The organism is Alteromonas algae (assembly GCF_049117195.1).
Lineage (GTDB): Bacteria > Pseudomonadota > Gammaproteobacteria > Enterobacterales > Alteromonadaceae > Alteromonas.
On record NZ_CP185260.1, the window covers coordinates 3,443,783 to 3,464,909 of the forward strand.

At 43.6% G+C, this 21,127-nt stretch carries 24 protein-coding genes; 2 read left to right on the forward strand and 22 right to left on the reverse strand.

What is annotated here, in order from left to right; all coding sequences use genetic code 11:
• Positions 1-201: 201 nt before the first annotated feature.
• Positions 202-2,979 carry a glycosyltransferase gene (locus tag ACOJRU_RS15245; RefSeq protein WP_421132583.1) on the reverse strand — a complete coding sequence of 926 codons (2,778 nt, stop codon included), beginning with the start codon at positions 2,977-2,979 and terminating at the stop codon, positions 202-204.
• Between the two features lie 138 nt (positions 2,980-3,117).
• Between ACOJRU_RS15245 and ACOJRU_RS15250 the strand changes: the two genes are divergently transcribed.
• Both ACOJRU_RS15250 and ACOJRU_RS15255 read left to right on the forward strand, forming a co-directional pair.
• Entirely contained in the window at positions 3,118-3,837 is a 720-nt protein-coding gene (locus ACOJRU_RS15250) for a hypothetical protein (protein ID WP_421132584.1), read from the forward strand.
• 30 nt (positions 3,838-3,867) lie between these two features.
• On the forward strand, positions 3,868-5,187 hold the full coding sequence (locus ACOJRU_RS15255; RefSeq protein ID WP_421132585.1) for a hypothetical protein: 1,320 nt from the start codon (positions 3,868-3,870) through the stop codon (positions 5,185-5,187).
• Between the two features lie 91 nt (positions 5,188-5,278).
• Here ACOJRU_RS15255 and ACOJRU_RS15260 read toward each other — a convergent pair whose 3' ends face one another.
• The 21 genes from ACOJRU_RS15260 to ACOJRU_RS15360 form a co-directional block, all read right to left on the reverse strand.
• On the reverse strand, positions 5,279-6,685 hold the full coding sequence (locus ACOJRU_RS15260) for a mannose-1-phosphate guanylyltransferase/mannose-6-phosphate isomerase (protein ID WP_421132586.1): 1,407 nt from the start codon (positions 6,683-6,685) through the stop codon (positions 5,279-5,281).
• 199 nt (positions 6,686-6,884) lie between these two features.
• Positions 6,885-8,345, reverse strand: coding sequence for a phosphomannomutase CpsG (locus tag ACOJRU_RS15265; RefSeq protein ID WP_421132587.1), 1,461 nt, complete (start codon positions 8,343-8,345; stop codon positions 6,885-6,887).
• Between the two features lie 232 nt (positions 8,346-8,577).
• Positions 8,578-9,924: a flagellin gene (locus ACOJRU_RS15270; protein ID WP_421132588.1), complete on the reverse strand. Its 1,347-nt coding sequence runs from the start codon at positions 9,922-9,924 to the stop codon at positions 8,578-8,580.
• Between the two features lie 144 nt (positions 9,925-10,068).
• On the reverse strand, positions 10,069-10,470 hold the full coding sequence (rplQ, locus tag ACOJRU_RS15275) for a 50S ribosomal protein L17 (RefSeq protein ID WP_012519212.1): 402 nt from the start codon (positions 10,468-10,470) through the stop codon (positions 10,069-10,071).
• A gap of 41 nt (positions 10,471-10,511) precedes the next feature.
• The gene (locus ACOJRU_RS15280; RefSeq protein WP_421134781.1) at positions 10,512-11,501 is read right to left on the reverse strand and encodes a DNA-directed RNA polymerase subunit alpha; all 990 of its coding nucleotides are present in this window, start codon (positions 11,499-11,501) and stop codon (positions 10,512-10,514) included.
• A 19-nt stretch (positions 11,502-11,520) separates the two neighbouring features.
• Positions 11,521-12,141 (reverse strand): 30S ribosomal protein S4, encoded by a 621-nt coding sequence (rpsD, locus tag ACOJRU_RS15285; protein ID WP_032094884.1) that lies wholly within the window; start codon positions 12,139-12,141, stop codon positions 11,521-11,523.
• Positions 12,142-12,165: 24 nt separating this feature from the next.
• A complete protein-coding gene (rpsK, locus tag ACOJRU_RS15290) occupies positions 12,166-12,558 on the reverse strand; it encodes a 30S ribosomal protein S11 (protein ID WP_013786215.1) in 393 nt (130 codons plus the stop codon).
• A 14-nt stretch (positions 12,559-12,572) separates the two neighbouring features.
• Positions 12,573-12,929 (reverse strand): 30S ribosomal protein S13, encoded by a 357-nt coding sequence (gene rpsM / locus ACOJRU_RS15295; RefSeq protein ID WP_012519216.1) that lies wholly within the window; start codon positions 12,927-12,929, stop codon positions 12,573-12,575.
• A 173-nt stretch (positions 12,930-13,102) separates the two neighbouring features.
• Positions 13,103-13,216 (reverse strand): 50S ribosomal protein L36, encoded by a 114-nt coding sequence (rpmJ, locus tag ACOJRU_RS15300; protein ID WP_013786217.1) that lies wholly within the window; start codon positions 13,214-13,216, stop codon positions 13,103-13,105.
• 24 nt (positions 13,217-13,240) lie between these two features.
• Positions 13,241-14,560, reverse strand: coding sequence for a preprotein translocase subunit SecY (secY, locus tag ACOJRU_RS15305; RefSeq protein ID WP_421132589.1), 1,320 nt, complete (start codon positions 14,558-14,560; stop codon positions 13,241-13,243).
• 5 nt (positions 14,561-14,565) lie between these two features.
• Entirely contained in the window at positions 14,566-15,000 is a 435-nt protein-coding gene (gene rplO, locus ACOJRU_RS15310) for a 50S ribosomal protein L15 (protein ID WP_421132590.1), read from the reverse strand.
• Between the two features lie 4 nt (positions 15,001-15,004).
• The gene (gene rpmD, locus ACOJRU_RS15315) at positions 15,005-15,184 is read right to left on the reverse strand and encodes a 50S ribosomal protein L30 (protein WP_421132591.1); all 180 of its coding nucleotides are present in this window, start codon (positions 15,182-15,184) and stop codon (positions 15,005-15,007) included.
• Between the two features lie 6 nt (positions 15,185-15,190).
• Entirely contained in the window at positions 15,191-15,691 is a 501-nt protein-coding gene (gene rpsE, locus ACOJRU_RS15320; RefSeq protein WP_421132592.1) for a 30S ribosomal protein S5, read from the reverse strand.
• A gap of 9 nt (positions 15,692-15,700) precedes the next feature.
• Entirely contained in the window at positions 15,701-16,054 is a 354-nt protein-coding gene (rplR, locus tag ACOJRU_RS15325; protein ID WP_421132593.1) for a 50S ribosomal protein L18, read from the reverse strand.
• A gap of 12 nt (positions 16,055-16,066) precedes the next feature.
• Positions 16,067-16,600, reverse strand: a complete 534-nt coding sequence (gene rplF, locus ACOJRU_RS15330; protein ID WP_421132594.1) for a 50S ribosomal protein L6 — start codon at positions 16,598-16,600, stop codon at positions 16,067-16,069.
• Between the two features lie 13 nt (positions 16,601-16,613).
• The gene (rpsH, locus tag ACOJRU_RS15335) at positions 16,614-17,006 is read right to left on the reverse strand and encodes a 30S ribosomal protein S8 (protein WP_421132595.1); all 393 of its coding nucleotides are present in this window, start codon (positions 17,004-17,006) and stop codon (positions 16,614-16,616) included.
• 12 nt (positions 17,007-17,018) lie between these two features.
• Complete coding sequence (gene rpsN / locus ACOJRU_RS15340) at positions 17,019-17,324, reverse strand: 30S ribosomal protein S14 (RefSeq protein WP_044058210.1); 306 nt, start codon at positions 17,322-17,324, stop codon at positions 17,019-17,021.
• 12 nt (positions 17,325-17,336) lie between these two features.
• Positions 17,337-17,876, reverse strand: a complete 540-nt coding sequence (gene rplE, locus ACOJRU_RS15345) for a 50S ribosomal protein L5 (RefSeq protein WP_032094893.1) — start codon at positions 17,874-17,876, stop codon at positions 17,337-17,339.
• A 17-nt stretch (positions 17,877-17,893) separates the two neighbouring features.
• A complete protein-coding gene (gene rplX / locus ACOJRU_RS15350; protein WP_421132596.1) occupies positions 17,894-18,208 on the reverse strand; it encodes a 50S ribosomal protein L24 in 315 nt (104 codons plus the stop codon).
• 12 nt (positions 18,209-18,220) lie between these two features.
• Positions 18,221-18,589 carry a 50S ribosomal protein L14 gene (rplN, locus tag ACOJRU_RS15355; protein ID WP_421132597.1) on the reverse strand — a complete coding sequence of 123 codons (369 nt, stop codon included), beginning with the start codon at positions 18,587-18,589 and terminating at the stop codon, positions 18,221-18,223.
• 297 nt (positions 18,590-18,886) lie between these two features.
• Positions 18,887-21,007: an ATP-binding protein gene (locus ACOJRU_RS15360; protein ID WP_421132598.1), complete on the reverse strand. Its 2,121-nt coding sequence runs from the start codon at positions 21,005-21,007 to the stop codon at positions 18,887-18,889.
• Positions 21,008-21,127: the final 120 nt, after the last annotated feature.

The window sequence follows — 21,127 nt, forward strand, 5'->3', positions numbered from 1 at the left end:
CATACTAACAGCGAGCCCAAAAAACTAGTTTTATGTCGCTGTTAAAATTTAATTATCGAAATGGGGGGAATGTTTTTAGTCATGCTTCTATAAGTCAAACTATTGCACAACAATCCCTCGTTTAGCTGTAAAGTGTAACATCTACAAAGTTAAATTACATCGCTTTGCTTTCTCGCCCTCTCATTTCAAACACAGTTTTCTTCACTTCGAAAATATGGCCTCACTTAACTGCTTTTGGATAACAGAAATGTCAAAACGTGAAAGGACATCTATTTTGGCGCAAGTGGCAAGTGCTTGAAGTTTGCTTGGCTCATTGGCTAGCTCTTGTAATCGCTCAGCCACAGCATGAACGTCGCCCTTTTCCACTAACACTCCTGTATCTTGAGTTAAAATCTCTGGAATAGCTCCCCAGTTATAGGCAACAACGACACACCCTGCAGCCATGCCCTCAATTACAGTTCGCCCGAATGATTCCTGAAAGTGCGACAAATTTAGAACAATATCAGCTTTTGGCAATGTTGAAACAACATCTTTTGTATACCCTTCGTAACTCACGTTAGTTAAGCTTTCTTCTTCCAAACAAGCTGTTAAGTCTTCAGTATCAGGGCCATAAAGTTTGAAATTAATATCTATATTTCTGTCAGAACATAGCTTCGCTACGTTAAAGAAGTCTTCTATTCCTTTCTTTTTTGTATTACTGCTTAACATCACTGCAGTTATACCTGTTTCTGTTTTCTCAGGTTTATCAAGAAATTCAGACACCCTTACCATGTTATGCACTTTAAGAGTCTTGTTCGGCAAATCGATATAATTGTAGCTAACTTGTGAGTTTGCTATGAATCTATCAGATAGCTGTATTATCGATTCTCGTATTTGTGCTGGGCAGGCACCAAGCCTTTCACAGAGGTCGGCATCAAATTCAGGCAGCTCTCTAACATGGGTTATAGTTTCAACATTCTTATTTTTCGCTGCAACGTAAGGTTCCCACAAAGTCAAAGTGTTTACATAAACACATTGGGGTGAGAATTCGTCTATAACACGCTCGAATAAACTAACCGTCGTTTCACATATTCTTCGTTCCGCATGCCACCACGCTAAAGGTATAAAGTGTATTTTCTCCACATACTTTTTAATTTCATTTACGTAGTCTTGGCATTTAGCTTCGGGCAAAACAACATCAATCGTAGCTCCTTGATTAAAAAGAATTTCTACACAATCTAAAAAGCTTCTTTCGGCTCCGAACAATTCTGCTCCGACTAGATGACCTACCATTAAAACTCTTTTCGTTGAGCGAGTAGATACATTGCCTTTAATAGTGATGGTAGCGGTCTGTTTTTTTGCATCCGAAGCCCACAAACTAACTGATTCAAAATAGTTTCTCTTTTCAGCAAAAGAAAAAGCACTTAGACTAAAATTTGGATGAGGATCTCTTCCTTCATAAACACCAAATTTCGTAAAATGTAACAGTGGCTCGATTCCGGACGCTTTCACGTCTTGATTTTTATCTTCATACCACTTGGCATCAAAGAGCTTCTTATCTGCTAAATACTCTTTAAGGTTACTCTCTCTTATATTTTGCTCACCACGACAAATATGCGGTGGAACTACGAACATTCGTTTACCTGATTTCGGAATGAATAGTCGTTTAACACTGTTATGCCACCTTGTCGCTGATTCTATGTATTCTTTTCTTAAGCCTCTGAACTGGGTGCGCAAATGAGTAGTACTATTTTGAGTTAATGACCCAGCATCGACTCTTCCAAAAGCCAGAGGCACTCCAGGTAACACGTCTAAAACTTTAGAAGCCCCGAACACTTTTGCGATTCGATTGAAGAACTCGGTATCAGCATTAACTGAAACGTTGTCCCAATAACCAAGCTTTCTGTGTACTTTTCTTCGAAACATTAAGCTTGAGATATTTCGGTAAATCCAGCCTTCTTCCATTCGCCAACGTTCAAAGTTTAGGCTGCTATCACATCTGACCCAGTGTGAAAGGCAGGCAACTGCTTTTTTATTCTGTAACAACACTTTGACTTGCCGAGCTATTTTTTCAGGATGCGACCAATCATCGGCATCATGCGTGGTAATTAAGCTACCTTTTGCTTTGGATAAACCCATGTTACGTGCTGCGTATGCCCCACTATTTTCGGGTTGCTCGATGTACTTTATACGACAGTCTTTCTTCATAAATTCTTTGATTACGTTGCCAGTAGAATCTGTCGATGCATCATTCACAACTATAATTTCAAGCTTTTCATAAGTTTGTGCACAGATACTTTTTAATGCTACTGGTAATGTGGCTTCTGCGTTAAAACATGGAATGATTACGGTAACCAACGGCAGCGTAAACTTACTTGGAATTGTTACTGAGTTCACTTCACAATCTACGCTATTGAGATCTTTGCCGCCTTGAGTAGATAAGTTTAGTAAATCGTATTTGGAAAAAACTTCATTTATGCGCTCTATTTTTGAAGTGCCGCTTTCAAGCATTGAGCAGGCAAGCAACTTGTCGTTTGTAATCGACCAGTTCTTTGATTTCAATAGAGTCTCCGCATCTTTAAACTGTCTTAAATGCAGCATAATATTAAATGCGAGTAAATAGGGCCCTTGATGCCTTATATAAAAAAGTGAATCTTCATCACTTAACATTTCTTGAATATATTTAGAAGCTTCTTCCCACCTTCCCCAGCTAGCCAACCATCTACACAGAAACCAAGCAGCAAGGCCGGATGCAGGGCTTTCTTTCTTACTTACGATATTACTTAACTTTTCGGCAGATTCGCTCGGTACTTCAGCCGACCAAATTTCAAAGTCTAATTCAACAGCACCAAAACCATTCGGCCATCTGCCCTCATTCCAACCAAAATTAAGGAAGTGTTCTTTAGGATCGACACCAGCGGCAGCAATATCTGGGTAAGTTTGAAGGTACCAATCTTCATCAAACTGGTTTACTACAAAATTCGGAATATTCTGTGCCATTGTTACTCTTAAAGCTTTTATCAAAAAACATATGGTATTGATGATTGAACTTATAGTCCAACCAAATCCCAGTAAACCACGTTTTAATGGAAGTCTAAATGTGGTCTAATTAAGAAGGTGTTAACAAGACAATATTCTATGGCATACAAACTTCATTCACTTTGGAAACTCGAGAAACTAATTCGCCCCTCTGTGAACACAAAACTCAACCAAAACAAAAATATAAAGTGGATATCTCACCACATACCCAAAACTGCTGGTAGTTCATTGAGGTTAAGCTTTCAAAAAGCTGTGGGTAAAACACGGGTTTTTGGCGTCTATGCAAATACAGGCGCACATGCACTGACTCAAGGGAACCCTATTTGGGCACCTTTCAATACAGTTTTTCTTCATGGGCATTTTCGACCTCATCCTATTCATTTGGATTTTTATCCGAACGCAAAAAGGTTGGTTTGGGTGAGGGATCCAATAGAAAGAATTTGGTCATTGATCGGACACTTGTTGTCTGAGGGCTCGTCACACCCACAACACCAAATTCTCCAAAACCTTTATCTTTCTAAAGGCGTCACTAATAGAGAGGATATAGTTTACGATCTCATCGTTAATTGTCGTGCAGAAGCTTTAACTCATATTTACAAGCGCTTTTTCTCAAAAGTTCCCATAGAAGACTTCGCTTTTGTTGGTTCAGTGCATCGCTATGATGCATCAATACAAGAACTTTCAAGCATACTAGACATGGACTTAGGAAAGGAATTCCGAAATGTTAGAAATAAGACCGGAGCGAATATTCCTGCCAAAATTCTTGGTTTAAAAGATAAACTTTCAGCAGAATATGCCATCGTTGATGCTTACCTCTAACATATCGGCTTTATTATAAAGGAAGATGTAGTGCCCGTTTACAATATCAAAATCAAACATTCCTCAAGTGTAACGAGCTCAGTACATAGATGGTGTCTTGATTCTCCAGTAAATGACTTTGCCGTATCTAATGAACGAGTAGGTGAAATAGGCATAAAAGTTAGGGGATGGCTACTACCCAATCCAAGGAAAAATTTGGCCGTCGTACTTTTATGTGGTGATGAAGTCATTTCATTGACATTTAATGAAGAAAGGCCAGACGTTATTGAAAAGGTACTTAAGGACACGCCATCAGGACACCACTATCTCAAATGTGGGTTTAGGCACTCAGTGCGCTTCAAACATGCTGATTTCAGTATAGGAGTAATTGAAAATGCAAGCTACCATCCACTGTTAACAGGGACGATAGAGGGAACGCTTAAAGTTTTGGAAGGTACCGATAATTGGCTTTTTCTAGACAACGATTCAAATCAAAGTGTTGAGCAGTACACAGGTAAGCTAAAGATTTCTCGGTCTGAAAAGTTAAAGTGGAAATACTATTTCAGGTCAATCCACACGCTTTCCCAATCCAAAAATATACCTACTTGTTTATTAATCGCACCTTCCAAAGAGAATGTATATCCCCAGTTTTATCCTTACTCTGAAGCGAAAGTGACGCCTATAAAGCAATTACAAAAAATTGTTCCCAAATCGTTTCCATACATTTATCCAGCCGAATCTCTTCGTGCTATGGAAGATAGATCTTATAGGCAGTGCGACACTCACTGGACCCTTCATGGAGCAAGAGAAAGTAGTATCCTTCTTGCTAAAAAATTACTAGATAGTGAAGCAGGATTAAGAGAACTTTTTTATGACGACTTGTACGTTGCAAAGGAAGGTTTTGGTGATCTTGGCCGTAAAGTTTATCCCCCGAATAGCGCAAAAGAAGACGTATTAAGTACCTATAATTACAGGGACAAGGTGTTGTTCGATAACAACCTGCCGAACTTTGGGCGAATTATTATTATTTATAATGAGTTGGCACTACATAATTCAACATTACTCTTTTTCGGTTCATCCTCTGCCTACAGTATGTTTCACTTCTTATCTAGGATTTTCCAAACCGTTGCTTTCGTGCACACAGCAGGCAATGTTGATGAGGGACTCATTGAGCAAGCAGAGCCTGATTACTTTTGCATGCAAACCAATGCAAGGTTTGTTATAAAATCACCGGCGGCCAACGACTCTGTAAAACGATATATAGAAAGTAAAAGGGAAACATTAAAAGAGAGTAATAGCGGTCAATTATTTGTAGCTGAAACTATTCCAAGTTCAAAAGCAGCACTTGTGGAATACCTAAAAAAATTATAAAAACTTTCACCTAAATTAAAATTATCTGAAATTTCGACGCTCGCATAAGAAAAAAGCACCATAAGGTGCTTTTTTGAGATACAAATCTGCGTTATTTAGCAACGCGCCCATATCTATCAGAGAAGCGAACAATATCGTCTTCGCCTAGATAAGCACCCGATTGAACTTCAATTAGCTCTAGTGGGATCTTTCCAGGGTTTTCTAACGCATGAACCGCACCAATTGGAATATAAACTGATTCATTTTCAGTAACTAGCTGCGTTTTATCATCGATAGTGACGTTTGCGCTTCCAGATACTACAATCCAGTGTTCAGCGCGGTGATGGTGCATTTGAACTGATAGCTTTTCACCCGGTTTAACTGTAATGCGTTTTACCTGGAAGCGTGCACCGCTGTCGATAGAATCGTAACTTCCCCACGGGCGGAATACTTCACGATGAAATTCAAACTCGGGGCGATGCTCTGCTTTAAGCTTGTTCACAACCGCTTTTATGCTTTGTGCATCGTCTTTATGCGCAACCATTACGGCATCTTTCGTTTCTACAACTATTACGTCTTCTAGCCCAATAACAGACACCAAACGCTGCTCTGCATTTACGTAGCTATTTTTAGTATTTTCTAAAATAGTATCACCAACGGTAGCGTTGCCGTTTTCGTCTTTTTCAGCCGTTTCCCATAGCGATGACCAGCTGCCTACGTCGCTCCAACCTGCATCGAGTGGCACCATTGCGGCGCTGTCAGTTTTTTCCATTACCGTATAGTCGATAGAATCGTCTGGGCAGGTGGCAAAGATATCATGATCAACGCGAATAAAGTCTAGATCTGGTGTCTCTGTATCTATCGCACGTTTACATACGTCTAGCATTTCAGGGTTGTATTTGGCGAGCTCTTCTAAGTAACGGCTAGCTTTAAACATAAACATGCCGCTATTCCAGAAATAGCTGCCTGAATCTACATAGGCTTTGGCTGTTTCTAATGCGGGCTTTTCAACAAATTCGGCCACTTCAAACCCATCGCCTAATTCGCTACCCGCTTTTATGTAGCCATAACCGGTGTGCGGCTGGTCGGGCACTATACCGAAGGTTACTAACTTGCCTTCTTCTGCCAGCTTCTCTGCTTTTTCGATAGCGTTATGAAAGGCTTGGTTATTTTGAATAAGGTGGTCTGCTGCTAATACAAGTAGTACTGGGTCTTCGCCGTTCATAGTGGCGTGCAAAGCTGCTAATGCGATAGCAGGTGCTGTATTTCTGCCCACAGGCTCTAGCAGTATGCCGCCATGATGGATATCTTTTTGACGCAGTTGTTCTGCAACTAAAAAGCGATGTGCATCATTACATATGAAAATAGGGCTTTGTGCTTTGGTACCCTTTAAGCGAGTAATGGTGTCTTGCAGCATGGTGCTGTCTGAGGTGAGCGACAAAAACTGCTTTGGAAGTGCGGCACGAGATTTTGGCCATAAACGGCTACCTGAGCCGCCAGCTAATACTACTGGTTTCATTGTAATATCCTTGATGAGTGGGGCCAGGCCCACGTCCTGAAATTGAATTATTTTAGATAGTATACAAAGGAATGAATATTGATTAAATGCCAAATGTGGAAATGACTGGGTAAGAGTAACTATCTTTTAAAAATGGGGCTTGAGTTTTCACTTACGCCCCCTTATTAGCTAAGCACTGAATCTGAATGGCTGAAAAAACTTACTCGGCCCGAATAAGCGCAAGCACCTCTTTGGTTTTTTCTTCCATAAGCGGAATATCGCCTTTACTTTCTACATTTAAGCGAATAACCGGCTCGGTGTTCGACTTGCGCAGGTTAAAGCGCCATGTTCCGAACTCTAGCCCAAGGCCGTCGGTGGTATCAACAACGTTTGCTAGCGGTTGGTATTTGCTAGTAACACGCTCAAGCGCAGCGTCGGCATCTTTCAGTTTGCTGTTAATTTCACCCGAAGATGGAAAGGCTTTTATGCGCTCTTTTACCATGCTAGCGAGCGTTTGTTTTTTAACACACACTAATTCGGCAATGAGTAACCATGGGATCATGCCTGAATCGCAGTACGCGAAATCACGGAAGTAGTGGTGTGCACTCATTTCGCCGCCGTATACCGCATCTTCCTTACGCATGCGTTCTTTGATAAAGGCATGGCCCGTTTTAGACTTTATCGGTGTACCGCCAGAGTTCGCTACTATGTCTTCGGTATTCCAATATACGCGCGGGTCGTAGATAATTTTACTGTCTGTATTTTTTTCAATGAAGGCTTCGGCCAGCAAACCTACTATGTAATAGCCTTCTATGAATTCGCCATCGGCATCAAACAAGAAACAGCGGTCGAAGTCACCATCCCATGCTATACCGAAATCGGCACCCGATGCTTTTACCGCATCGGCCGTGTCTGCACGATTTTCGGGTAATAATGGGTTAGGAATACCGTGAGGGAATGTACCGTCTGGGTTGTGATGCACTTTGATAAACTCGATAGGTACGCCGCGATTTTTCATTTCAGCTTCAATGGCATCAAGCGCTGGCCCGGCTGCACCATTACCTGCGTTAACCACTACCTTTAACGGAGTAAAATTTTGTAGGTTTACATAAGACAGCATGTGCTCGACATATTCGCTCATGCACGATTTAACGGTGTAATTATCGGTATTGAGAAGCATCGACGCATCTACATGAGCAGTACCGTTGAAAAATGCATCGTCGTTAATGCTAATGCCGTTTGTGTAGTATGAAAGACGCTCAGAAACAAACTTATCACTTAACGCTTCAGCACGCTCTTTTATAGCATTAAGGCCAGTATCACCACTAATTGGAATACTGCCCGCTTTTACCAACTTCATACCATTATAGTTAATAGGGTTGTGGCTTGCGGTTACTTCAATACCACCGTCTACACCCAAATGCTTAGTAGCAAAATAGATTTCTTCCGTACCAGCCATACCTAAGTCGGTAACACCCGCGCCAGCATCAATCAACCCGGCGCTTAGCGCCAATTTAAGGGGCGTAGAAGTAAGACGAACATCGCTGCCTACTACCACTGTTTTCGCGCTTAGCTCGGTAGCAAATGCATAACCAATGCGATAGGCCACTTCTTCTGTTAACTGTGAGTTTAGCTCGCCTCTTATATCATAGGCTTTAAAACAGGTAATTGGTTTGCTCATGAGTTGTTCTCTTATTCCCTTTTTTGGATACGGTCTGATGTTTTAAATGCGGTGTAACCAGCGCTGAACTACTTCACGCTATCATATGCCTTACATCGTACATGCTATATATTACATCACTTAACGACACGAATTACTATTCTAAGTGCCGTCGATGTGTGAAATATTGTGCTGATTTTTGATGACATGTACATAACGCGGTGTCATCAATATAAGCTGGCTAACGGTAGGATTAGAGCGACGTACTATTCAATAAACCTAGCACTTGCTCATCACTCGATTTAGCTTGCGCGCGCACCGCGATGCTCGCCTGCTCTACTATCTGGCTTTGTGTTAACTGCGCAGTTTCACTAGCAAAGTCTGCGTCGGTTATTTGTGCCCTCGCCGCTGACACGCTTTCAAACATCTGTGCGTTCACCCGATACGCCGATTGCATTTGATTAATGCGTGCGCCGTAAAAGGCACGGCTTTCACTTACATACTCTGAGGCATCATCTAGCTGTTGCAATACAGCTGCGGCGTTATCACTGGTAAGAATATCGCTTTCTACTAACCCAAGGTCAGACAGCCCTGCTGGCGTTTTCGTTAGGTTAATATATTCAGTACCAATTTTAACGCTATTGGTGGCGGTAATGTCGACAGGACCTGCGGTAAAACTGTTCCCGCCATTACCAGGTTGCCCCAATGAGCCCCAGTTTGCTGTAACATCAAAAGATCCTCTACCCACTACTGATATAATAAGCGGCTCGTTAGCTACATCGATGGTGAGGGTTTCGATGTTAGAGCCGGGGTGATTATCACCACTAAAGCCAAACGTCATTCCATTAACCGTAGACGTACCTGACGTTAACAAGTCGCTATTGTCATAGGTAGCGTCTGGCGCGTAACCGTCGGTGGTTAAAAAGAATTGTGACGCAACATCTGCAGCACTAGTGATTAAATTACCGGTCCACACCGTATCGCTCAATGGCGTACCGATAAGGTGTTTACCGTTTGTGGTAAAGACCTGCAAATCGTCATCTTGAGAAAAGCTGTCGATGTTTAGCGTTATATTGGTAGAACCTGCCGGAATATAGGCCACAGACCGTAGACCGCTTCTACGTCGGTCAGTTACGCCTGGCGTAAACGTATCACCAATTGACGGTACATTGTCTGAAAGTAAGTCGTTATCGCCTAACAAGGGCAGACGGTCGAACGCTTCGGTGTTGTACGCAATGCCATTAAGGGCGTTTTTAAGTTGCTGAAATTCTTTATCAAGCGCCGCTCTATCGCTCTCGGTGTTTATGCCATTCTGAGATTGCATGGATAGTTGCTGCATGCGCTGCAAAATATCGGCAGATTCTTGCAGGCCGCCTTCCGCTATTTGGGCATAGCTAATACCGTCGTTTAAGTTTCGGTTTAGCTGTTTGTGCGCTAACGTGGCAGAAGTGAGGCGATTAGATATTTGAAGCCCGGCGCTATCGTCGGCGGCACTATTGATACGTAAACCAGAGCTTAGGCGCTCAAGCGCTGTTGTTAGCCCCGTATTCTGTAATACGGAGGGGGGCAGAGACTGCATGTTGCTGGCAACAGTTAGCATAAACATCCTTGCTATAGTTAACGGTTAGTATGACGCGATGAAGATACTTAACGTTAGAAATAGCAAGATATCTGCCAAAAACAAAAAACCCGGCCTAAGCCGGGTTTTTTTAACTATTCTGAAATTCAGAATAAAGAGTATTACTTACTCTTCAGTTGCTTCTACTGCTTCTTCTTCAGCTTCAACAACTGGACGGTCTACTAATTCAACGTATGCCATTGGGGCATTGTCGCCTGCACGGAAACCGCATTTAAGAATGCGAGTGTAACCGCCTGGGCGAGCTTCGTAACGAGGACCAAGCTCGTTGAACAATTTACCTACTACTTCTTTATCACCTGTACGGGCAAAAGCTAGACGGCGATTTGCAACGCTGTCTTCTTTAGCCATAGTGATAAGAGGCTCAATTACGCGACGTAATTCTTTCGCTTTTGGTAACGTAGTTTTGATCACTTCGTGCTTGACCAAAGAGCCAGCCATGTTTTTGAACATAGCTTGACGATGGCTGCTGTTGCGATTCAACTGACGACCACTCTTACGATGGCGCATAGTTTTATCCTTCTCTACAAATCAGTTTGATAAAAACCTGATTAATCTTTTTCAGCGATGCTCTCAGGCGGCCAGTTTTCTAGGCGCATACCTAGAGACAAACCACGAGATGCTAGAACATCTTTGATTTCAGTTAGCGATTTCTTACCAAGGTTAGGCGTTTTAAGTAGCTCAACCTCAGTGCGCTGTACCAGGTCACCAATGTACTGGATAGCTTCTGCTTTCAAGCAGTTAGCAGAACGTACTGTTAGCTCTAGGTCGTCGACTGGGCGAAGTAGAATCGGATCGAATTCTGGCTTCTCTTCTTTCGCTTCTGGCTCTGACACATCACGTAAATCTACGAATGCATCTAGCTGTTCAGCTAGGATAGTTGCAGAACGGCGGATCGCTTCTTCAGGATCTAAAGTGCCGTTCGTCTCCATGTCGATGATCAGTTTGTCTAAGTCTGTGCGTTGTTCAACACGAGCAGACTCAACACTGTAAGCAATACGTTCAACTGGGCTGTATGAAGCATCAACTAACAAACGACCAATTGGACGATCATCTTCTTCAGAGGAGCGACGGGTAGAAGCTGGAACGTAACCGCGACCCATTTCTACTTTAATACGCATGCTGATTTCAGCTTCGCCAGTTAAAGTACAAACTACATGGTCAGGGTTTACAATTTCTACGTCGCCATCATGCTGAATATCACCAGCAACAACAGGGCCAGCGCCAGATTTCACTAGAGTTAGGGTTGCCTCAGTTTTACCTTCAAGGCGAACCGCTAAACCTTTAAGATTTAGCAAGATTTCGATCACGTCTTCTTGTACACCTTCTTTGGTGCTGTACTCGTGAAGAACGCCATCAATTTCTACTTCCGTAACTGCACATCCAGGCATGGATGACAACAGAATACGACGTAGGGCGTTACCTAGAGTATGGCCGAAACCGCGCTCTAGTGGTTCCAAAGTTACTTTGGCACGAGTAGGAGAAACGTTTTCGATCTCAACTAATCTCGGTTTTAGGAATTCAGTCACAGAACCCACAATGCTTCCTCTTTAGTTAGCTTTACTTAGAGTAAAGTTCAACGATCAACTGTTCGTTAATTTCAGCAGACAGGTCAGTTCTTTCAGGAACACGTTTGAACGTGCCTTCCATTTTAGTACTGTCAACTTCAATCCAGGTTGGCTTCTCACGTTGGTCAGCCAGTTCTAAAGCAGCAACGATACGCGCTTGCTTTTTAGCTTTTTCACGAACAGAAACCACGTCTTCGGCAGAAACGTTAAACGATGGAATGTTCACAACTTGACCATTTACCATGATCGCCTTGTGGCTTACTAGCTGACGTGCTTCAGCACGTGTACTAGCAAATCCCATACGATAAACTACGTTATCAAGACGCTGTTCTAAAAGCTGTAACAAGTTTTCACCTGTGTTGCCTTTTAGACGTGCAGCTTCTTTGTAGTAGTTACGGAATTGCTTTTCAAGTACGCCAAACATACGACGAACTTTTTGTTTTTCACGCAACTGTACACCGTAGTCAGACAAACGGCCACGACGGGCACCATGCTGACCAGGCGCAGTATCGATTTTACATTTAGAATCGATTGCGCGAACGCCGCTCTTAAGGAACAAGTCTGTCCCTTCGCGACGGCTAAGTTTGAGTTTTGGACCCAAATATCTTGCCATGATCTTTCTCCAACTGTCCGCAGATTAAACGCGACGTTTTTTCGGTGGACGACAACCGTTGTGAGGAATAGGAGTCACATCGGTAATGTTTGTGATCTTATAACCAGTTGCGTTAAGCGCACGGATCGCAGACTCACGGCCTGGACCTGGACCTTTAACGAAAACTTCAAGGTTCTTAAGACCGTACTCTTGTGCAGCTACACCTGCACGCTCAGCAGCAACCTGCGCAGCAAATGGGGTAGATTTACGTGAACCACGGAAACCTGAACCACCAGATGTCGCCCATGCTAGTGCATTGCCTTGACGGTCTGTAATAGTCACAATTGTGTTGTTGAAAGACGCATGGATATGAGCCATACCGTCTGCAACCTGACGTTTAGCGCGCTTACGCGTACTACGAGCTGGTGCTTTTGCCATAACTTACTCCCCGCTTACTTCTTAATTGGCTTACGAGGACCTTTACGGGTACGCGCATTAGTTTTAGTGCGCTGACCACGTAGAGGCAAGCTACGACGGTGGCGAATACCACGGAAGCAACCCAGGTCCATCAAACGTTTGATGCTCATAGAGACTTCACGACGTAGATCACCTTCAACAGTAAACTTCGCCACTTCGTCACGAAGCTTATCAATAGTCGCTTCGTCTAGCTCTTTGATTTTTGTATTTTCTGCAACACCAGCACCCGCACAAATGCTTTTCGCACGTGTGGGACCAACGCCATAGATCGCTTGGATAGCGATTACAGCATGCTTGTGCTCAGGAATGTTAATGCCAGCGATACGGGCCATTAACAGCACTCCTCTTATTTATTTGTCGACGACCTAAAAAGCCCGATAGGATACTTATCCGTCGACCAAATTGCAAATATTAGGTGCAAAATACTTATAAACAAAACTGCAGAACCTGATAAGTATAAGTCAGGTTCTGCTCTTAGCTTTGCAAATATTCTGTACCGCTTAGATTAGCCTTGCCTTTGCTTATGCTTTGGCTCTGTACAAATTACGCGCACAACACCGTTGCGTTTGATAACTTTACAGTTACGGCAAATCTTTTTAACTGATGCACGAACTTTCATTACATCACTCCGTAGTAGGCTAACTTAACGACCGTAGCCTTTAAGGTTAGCTTTCTTCAGAACAGACTCATATTGACTACTCATCAAATGCGTCTGCACCTGTGCCATAAAGTCCATGATAACCACCACAATAATTAGAAGCGACGTACCACCGAAGTAGAACGGAACATTCCAGGCAATTAGCATGAATTCAGGCACCAAACAAATAAAGGTTATGTACAGTGCGCCAGCCAATGTGAGGCGAGTCATTACCTTATCAATGTAACGCGACGTTTGTTCACCCGGACGGATACCTGGGATGAACGCACCAGACTTCTTCAAGTTATCTGCTGTATCACGCGGGTTGAATACCAACGCCGTGTAGAAGAAGCAGAAGAAGATAATAGCTGCTGCATATAACATCACGTACAGCGGCTGACCTGGAGATAGCATTAATGCTACATCCTGCAACCACGCTGTTGATTCATTCTGCCCAAACCATCCTGCGATAGTCCCTGGGAACAGAATAATACTGGAAGCAAAGATTGGTGGTATAACACCAGCAATGTTGACTTTCAGTGGCAAATGCGTGCTTTGCGCAGCAAAAACCTGACGGCCTTGCTGACGTTTTGCGTAGTTTACCACAATTCTGCGCTGTCCGCGCTCTACAAATACAACTAGGTATGTAAGAGCAATAACAATTGCGCCAATCAACAACAAGAACAACAAGTTAATGTCGCCTTGTCTCGCTTGTTCCGCTGTCTGACCTATCGCTGTTGGCAGACCGGCAACAATACCAGCAAAAATCAAGATAGAAATACCGTTGCCGATACCTCGTTCGGTAATTTGCTCACCTAACCACATAAGGAACATAGTTCCTGTGACTAAGCTCACTACTGCCGTAAAGTAGAATCCGAAGCCAGGGTTCAATACCAATCCATTAATTAGGTTTGGCAGACCAGTCGAAATACCAATTGACTGGAAGACCGCCAGTATCAACGTTAAATAACGTGTGTACTGACTAATCTTACGACGACCTGCCTCGCCTTCTTTTTTAAGCTCTACCATCGGTGGATGAACCACCGAGAGCAACTGCATGATAATGGATGCAGTAATGTATGGCATAATGCCCAAAGCCAGAACGGATGCACGCTCAAGCGCACCACCAGAGAACATGTTAAACATTTCTACAATGGTGCCTTTCTGTTGCTCGAACAAGTCAGCAAGTACAGCTGGATCGATGCCCGGAATAGGAACATATGAACCCAATCTGAAAACAACAATCGCACCAAGTACGAACAACAATCTTGCTTTAAGCTCACTCAAGCCACTTTTTGCGCCTGAATCCAATCCTGGTTTAGCCATCTAGCTTATTCCTCTACTTTACCGCCAGCAGCTTCAATCGCTTCTTTAGCGCCTTTAGTAACCTTTAACCCGCTTACTGTAACAGCACGTGAAACTTCACCGCTCTTGATAACTTTAACGAACTGGATTTCTTTTTTAACAAGACCAGCTGCTTTAAGTGTTTCAAGAGAAGCAGTATCACCATCAACCTTTGCGATTTCTGCAAGTGTTACTTCATCAGTAACAAAGCTCTTGCGTGAAGTGAAACCGAATTTAGGAAGACGACGCTGTAATGGCATCTGACCACCTTCGAATCCTGGCTTAACGCGGCCACCTGAACGGCTTTTTTGACCTTTGTGACCGTGGCCACTCGTTTTACCAAGACCTGAGCCGATACCACGACCAGTACGCTTACCAGATTGTTTAGCTCCTGGTGCAGGAGCAATAGTATTTAAACGCATGTTCTTACTCCTCCACTATCTCAACCATGTAATATACACGGTTGATCATGCCACGGACGCTTGGGGTATCTTCCAGTTCACGAACATGGTTGATTTTACGAAGGCCTAGGCCTTTAAGCGTAGCTCTGTGCTTTGGCAAGCGGCCAATTGCACTTTTAGTTTGCTTTACTTTAATCGTTGCCATGTCTGATTACCCCAAAATTTCTGCTACAGACAATCCACGTTTCGCAGCAACTTTCGCTGGAGAATTCATCTCTGTCAGCGCGTTGATTGTTGCACGAACAACGTTGATTGGGTTTGTAGAGCCGTAACATTTTGAAAGTACGTTCTGTACACCAGCTACTTCAAGTACTGCACGCATTGCACCGCCGGCGATGATACCGGTACCTTCTGATGCAGGCTGCATGTAAACTTTAGAGCCAGAGTGACGACCTTTGATTGGGTGCTGTAACGTATTGCCGTTAAGGTCAACGTCAACCATGTTGCGACGAGCCTTTTCCATAGCTTTCTGGATTGCAGCAGGAACTTCACGTGCCTTACCGTAACCGAAACCTACGCGACCATTACCGTCACCCACTACTGTCAATGCAGTGAAACTAAAGATACGACCACCTTTAACCACTTTAGATACGCGGTTTACAGCAATCAATTTCTCTAATAGTTCACCGTTCTGAACTTCTTGTTTAGCCATTATAAACTCCTAGAACTGAAGGCCAGCTTCGCGAGCTGCATCAGCTAATGCCTTAACGCGACCGTGGTATTGAAAGCCACTACGATCGAAAGCCACTGCTTTAATGCCTTTCTCAAGAGCGCGTTCTGCGATTGCTTTACCGACTACCGCCGCTGCTTCAGCGTTACCTGTAGATTTAAGATCTTTTGAAAGACCTTGTTCAACAGTTGAAGCCGCCGCTAACACTTCAGAACCGCTAGGAGCGATTAACTGAGCGTAGATGTGGCGAGGTGTACGGTTAACTACCAAGCGATGCGCGGCCAGTTCACGAATTTTAGCGCGCGAGCGTGTTGCGCGGCGAATGCGAGCTGTTTTCTTATCCATCGTATCACCCACCTACTTTTTCTTAGCTTCTTTACGACGTACATTTTCGTCAGCGTAACGTACACCTTTGCCTTTGTAAGGCTCTGGTGGACGGTAGCCACGGATGTTCGCCGCAACCTGTCCTACCACCTGCTTATCGGCGCCTTTAACGACGATTTCAGTTTGGCTAGGAGTTTCAACGGTAATGCCTTCAGGCATCTCGTATACTACTGGGTGTGAGAAACCTAGTGTTAGGTTAAGTTTGCTACCTTGTGCTTGTGCACGGTAACCAACACCTAATAACTGAAGTTTTTTCTCAAAACCTTGTGAAACACCTTGAATCATTGCATTAACAAGAGAGCGAGCAGTACCTGCTTGCGCCCAACCGTCAGCGAAACCTTCACGAGGAAGTGCTTTAAGTTGGTTCTCTTCTTGTACAACTTCTACTGCGTCGTTAAGAACGCGAGTCAAAGTGCCTTTACTACCTTTAGCAGTAATTTCTTGACCAGAGATTGTAATTTCTACACCTGAGATCAAGTCTACTGGGGCTTTTGCTACTCGTGACATTTCAACTCCTCCGTTATGCTACATAACCGATGATCTCACCGCCCATGCCTGCGTTACGCGCTGCACGGTCAGTCATCACACCTTTTGAAGTTGACACGATAGCAACACCTAAACCACCCATTACTTTTGGAAGCTCATCTTTTTTCTTATAGATGCGCAGACCAGGACGGCTTACACGTTCGATAGTGTCAATTACTTGCTTGCCTTCGAAGTACTTAAGCGTAACTTCTAAAACAGGCTTAACGTCACCAGAAACAGCGAAGTCAGTTACGTAACCTTCAGCCTTCAGTACTTCACAGATAGAAACGCGAAGTTTAGAAGACGGCATTGTTACAGAAACTTTCTGTGCCATTTGGCCGTTACGGATGCGGGTAAACATATCCGCGATAGGATCTTGCATGCTCATTTCAGCTACTCCTTACCAGCTGGCTTTTTTAAGGCCAGGGACTTCGCCACGCATCGCAGCTTCACGAAGCTTGATACGGCTAAGACCGAATTTGCGTAGGTAACCATGTGGACGACCAGTTACACGACAGCGGTTACGCTGACGAGATGCACTAGAGTCACGTGGCAGTTGTTGTAGCTTCAGAACAGCGTCCCAACGCTCATCTTCAGAAGCGTTAACATCGCTGATAATCGCTTTAAGTGCGGCGCGCTTTTCAGCATACTTAGCTACTAGCTTAGTACGCTTAGCTTCACGTGCCTTCATTGATTCTTTTGCCATAACCCTACACCCCTACTTTTTGAATGGGAAGTTAAACGCGTCCAGCAGGGCACGTGCTTCGTCATTAGAGTTCGCGCTGGTAGTGATAGTAATATCCATACCACGAACCTTATCCACTTTATCGAAATCGATTTCAGGGAAAATGATTTGCTCACGCACGCCCATGCTGTAGTTACCACGACCGTCGAATGATTTTGGATTCAAACCACGGAAATCGCGAATACGCGGGATAGCGATTGAAATCAAACGCTCTAGGAATTCCCACATACGCTCGCCACGTAGGGTTACTTTACAGCCAATCGGATAACCTTCACGGATTTTAAAGCCCGCTACTGATTTTCTTGCAACTGTGACAATCGGCTTCTGACCGGCGATAGCCGTCATGTCAGCTTGAGCATTTTCAAGCACCTTCTTGTCAGCAACTGCTTCACCTAAACCCATGTTTAGAGTGATTTTTTCAATCCGAGGGACTTGCATGACGCTTTTGTATCCGAACTGCTTAGCAAGTTCAGCTACTACTGTTTCTTTATAGAAATCATGCAGTTTCGCCATCGTACTCTCCAATATAATTAAACAAGTTCGCCGTTAGACTTGAAGAAACGAACTTTCTTCTCATCTTCAATACGGAAACCAACGCGATCTGCTTTGCCCGTTGCCGGGTTAACAATCGCAACATTAGAAACGTGAATAGAAGCTTCTTTCTCAACAATACCACCAGCAACACCCAATTGAGGGTTAGGCTTAGTGTGTTTCTTGACGAGATTAACGCCTTCTATAATTAAACGGTCATCAGCCATAAGCACACGAAGGACTTTGCCTTGTTTGCCTTTGTCTTTACCCGCTAATACGACTACTTCATCATCACGACGAATTTTATTAGCCATTATCGTGACTCCTTATAGTACCTCTGGGGCCAATGAGATGATTTTCATGAAGTTTTCACTTCTCAACTCACGGGTTACCGGGCCAAAGATACGCGTACCAATTGGTTGCTTGTTTGCATTAAGCAAAACAGCCGCGTTACCGTCAAAACGAATGGTAGAACCATCTGCACGACGAACGCCTTTTCTAGTACGCACCACCACTGCATTCAGTACGTCACCTTTTTTAACTTTACCGCGAGGAATTGCTTCCTTAACAGTAACTTTGATGATGTCACCGATACCTGCATAACGGCGATGCGAGCCACCAAGAACCTTAATACACTGAACCCTGCGAGCGCCGCTGTTGTCTGCAACGTCCAGGTTAGTTTGCATTTGGATCATGTTAGTGCTCCGCTCTAAAAATTAAGACTCTCCCGAGTCGTTAGTGCTGCTAAAAACAACTGGATATCGTTGCTTTTATATACATACCCCCATAAAAAGGGCGCGAAACTATAACAGAAAAACTGGGGAAGAGATAGCAGTAAATTGAATTAATTTTAGACGATGGCAATGTTTTTCACGTATGGCAGGAATAAACCGCGTAAGTGAACGTAAACGGCTACTTAACACGCAGTATAGTAACACACACTGCATAAAAAAGCCCCAGTTAAAAACTGGGGCCGATAACCACGCAAAGGGTTATCTAGCAGGACCGGTACTTTGCATTGAAAAGACGCTTAACGGTCGTTGTTTAGACGCGATATGATGAAGTATGCATTGCTTTAACTTTTTCGCGCTTACAGGCTTCGACATAAAGTCGTTCATTCCTGCGCTTAAACACCGCTCTTTTTCGCCGGTTAACGCGTTCGCAGTAAGTGCGACAATGGGTAGATCTTTTATACTTTCATGATTTATTGCACGAATGTGCTTTACTGCGGTTAAACCATCCATGACAGGCATTTGACAATCCATAAATACCATGTCGAATGGTGTCCGTGTCGCAACAGACCGGTTTATTGCATCTACTCCCTCTTGCCCGTTGTTCGCTAGTTCGCAACGTATGCCCATGTCAGACAACTGCTCTTTGATGACTATCTGATTTATTTCATTGTCTTCAACAACCAGAATATAACGCCCTTTTAACTGCTCTCTATTAAACGCATAGTTGTTAAGCGACGCTACAGACACCTCTTTATTTTCAGCCGTCGCATTTTGCAGTATTAACGTGACGACAAATCGAGAGCCGTCGTCAGGTTCGCTTACCACCGTAATGTTACCGTTGTAGTGATTAACGATATTTTTTACGATGGCCAGGCCTAACCCTGTTCCACCAAATCGTCGCTGTGTTGACTCTTCAGCTTGCAAGAATGGCGCAAAGACCACTTCACGTTGGGCTTTACTCATACCTATGCCCGTATCAGCGACAATAATTTTAACCGCAGACTCATTGTTATCTAAGGGCTTCACACGTGTCGATATGCGCACGCCTCCTTGGCTTGTAAATTTTAACGCGTTATTGACTAGGTTCATGATGATTTGATTTATACGAAGACTATCTCCTAAAAAGCGTTTACCTTCTAATGCGCTAGTATCGCTTTCTAAGTAAAGCCCCTTATTGCTCGCCATACGGAAGAACATGGGCAGTTGTTGCTGAATAATTTCATCGATGTCAATGGCAGTGCTCTCGTAGTGCATCAAACCGGCGTCAATTTTTGAGAAATCAAGAATATCGTTTACCACACCAAGTAGCGATTCTGCGCTTTTCATCGCTACACGGGTATATTCGCTTTGTTTGGTGGTTAACGATGTAGTGCTAAGTGACTCCAACATGCCTTGCACACCATGAATGGGCGTTCTAATTTCATGGCTCATGTTTGCAAGGAAGTCGCTTCGCGCTTTTAATGCGCGTTCGGCAATATCGGTTTTGCCTTTTAACGATTTAGTAGCGGTGACAGTATTGGTAATGTCGCGAGTAGCGCCTATTACTTTAACGCATTTCCCCCCTTCATATATGGGTTGCCCCCGACTTTCTATCCAGAGCTCATGACCGCTCTTCGTACGCACCTCAAATTCATTGCTCCAGTAAACACCCGTTTTAACTGCATTATCAAACGACTCGGCCAAACGTAATTTTTCTTCAGAACTAGCAATATAATCAACAATATCGCCTGCTGGTACGTCAGCCTGGGTTGTGATCCCAAACATAGTTCGTAACTCTCTAGACCACCTGAACGTTTGCGTTGCAATATCAAACTCCCATGTGCCAATACCAGCAAGCTCGGTAATTTGATTTAATAGTACGTTTCGCTCTTCAATTGCATCTCGCTGCGCTTTTAATTCCGCTATTTGCTCGTGCTTTGATAAGGTGGTTGATATCCACCCTGCCACACTATATACGTAATCTATCTCTTCATCAGAGAAAGGCTGATGGCGTGGTTCAGCAGACGAGAAGTTCAATGTGCCATACGTTTTCCCATTAACCTCAAGAGGAATAGAAAAGTAGCTTCGCATTGGGTACGTGTCGTAACAGGGATGGTCTGCACCAGGATGCTCATTAATATTGTGATACATTAACGCATCACTCGTTTTTAATGCTTTTACGCAGTACGTATCCGCAAGTGAAAATTGTGCACCCGCTGCAATATCTGGGTTTGGAGAAACGGCGTAGGCAATAGTGTAAACGTTATCTATGACGTTACTCACAATGGCAGTTTCTAGATTAAGCTTTTCAATGCCTACCTTAAGAAATGCAGCAACTTTTTGGTCGAACGTTAGTTGCCTGTTCGTTGAGATTGCATACAGCGCCTTTACCGCACTCATTGGCGTTCCTTTATTAGTGAATGACAGGGTAAGCGGCGGCTTCCCCTGCCTTAAAGACTACTCCAGATTTTCAATAATGAAAGAGAATAGGCCTTATTAATTAGTCTAAAAATAGGCTAA

Excerpts from the sequence above, each read along its gene's own strand:
- ACOJRU_RS15245 (WP_421132583.1), bottom strand. The coding sequence starts at position 2,979 with ATGGCACAGAATATTCCGAATTTTGTAGTAAACCAGTTTGATGAAGAT.
- ACOJRU_RS15250 (WP_421132584.1), top strand. The coding sequence starts at position 3,118 with ATGGCATACAAACTTCATTCACTTTGGAAACTCGAGAAACTAATTCGC.
- ACOJRU_RS15260 (WP_421132586.1), bottom strand. The coding sequence starts at position 6,685 with ATGAAACCAGTAGTATTAGCTGGCGGCTCAGGTAGCCGTTTATGGCCA.
- ACOJRU_RS15265 (WP_421132587.1), bottom strand. The coding sequence starts at position 8,345 with ATGAGCAAACCAATTACCTGTTTTAAAGCCTATGATATAAGAGGCGAG.
- ACOJRU_RS15270 (WP_421132588.1), bottom strand. The coding sequence starts at position 9,924 with ATGCTAACTGTTGCCAGCAACATGCAGTCTCTGCCCCCCTCCGTATTA.
- rplQ (WP_012519212.1), bottom strand. The coding sequence starts at position 10,470 with ATGCGCCATCGTAAGAGTGGTCGTCAGTTGAATCGCAACAGCAGCCAT.
- rpsD (WP_032094884.1), bottom strand. The coding sequence starts at position 12,141 with ATGGCAAGATATTTGGGTCCAAAACTCAAACTTAGCCGTCGCGAAGGG.
- rpsK (WP_013786215.1), bottom strand. The coding sequence starts at position 12,558 with ATGGCAAAAGCACCAGCTCGTAGTACGCGTAAGCGCGCTAAACGTCAG.
- rpsM (WP_012519216.1), bottom strand. The coding sequence starts at position 12,929 with ATGGCCCGTATCGCTGGCATTAACATTCCTGAGCACAAGCATGCTGTA.
- rpmJ (WP_013786217.1), bottom strand. The coding sequence starts at position 13,216 with ATGAAAGTTCGTGCATCAGTTAAAAAGATTTGCCGTAACTGTAAAGTT.
- secY (WP_421132589.1), bottom strand. The coding sequence starts at position 14,560 with ATGGCTAAACCAGGATTGGATTCAGGCGCAAAAAGTGGCTTGAGTGAG.
- rplO (WP_421132590.1), bottom strand. The coding sequence starts at position 15,000 with ATGCGTTTAAATACTATTGCTCCTGCACCAGGAGCTAAACAATCTGGT.
- rpmD (WP_421132591.1), bottom strand. The coding sequence starts at position 15,184 with ATGGCAACGATTAAAGTAAAGCAAACTAAAAGTGCAATTGGCCGCTTG.
- rpsE (WP_421132592.1), bottom strand. The coding sequence starts at position 15,691 with ATGGCTAAACAAGAAGTTCAGAACGGTGAACTATTAGAGAAATTGATT.
- rplR (WP_421132593.1), bottom strand. The coding sequence starts at position 16,054 with ATGGATAAGAAAACAGCTCGCATTCGCCGCGCAACACGCTCGCGCGCT.
- rplF (WP_421132594.1), bottom strand. The coding sequence starts at position 16,600 with ATGTCACGAGTAGCAAAAGCCCCAGTAGACTTGATCTCAGGTGTAGAA.
- rpsH (WP_421132595.1), bottom strand. The coding sequence starts at position 17,006 with ATGAGCATGCAAGATCCTATCGCGGATATGTTTACCCGCATCCGTAAC.
- rpsN (WP_044058210.1), bottom strand. The coding sequence starts at position 17,324 with ATGGCAAAAGAATCAATGAAGGCACGTGAAGCTAAGCGTACTAAGCTA.
- rplE (WP_032094893.1), bottom strand. The coding sequence starts at position 17,876 with ATGGCGAAACTGCATGATTTCTATAAAGAAACAGTAGTAGCTGAACTT.
- rplX (WP_421132596.1), bottom strand. The coding sequence starts at position 18,208 with ATGGCTAATAAAATTCGTCGTGATGATGAAGTAGTCGTATTAGCGGGT.
- rplN (WP_421132597.1), bottom strand. The coding sequence starts at position 18,589 with ATGATCCAAATGCAAACTAACCTGGACGTTGCAGACAACAGCGGCGCT.
- ACOJRU_RS15360 (WP_421132598.1), bottom strand. The coding sequence starts at position 21,007 with ATGAGTGCGGTAAAGGCGCTGTATGCAATCTCAACGAACAGGCAACTA.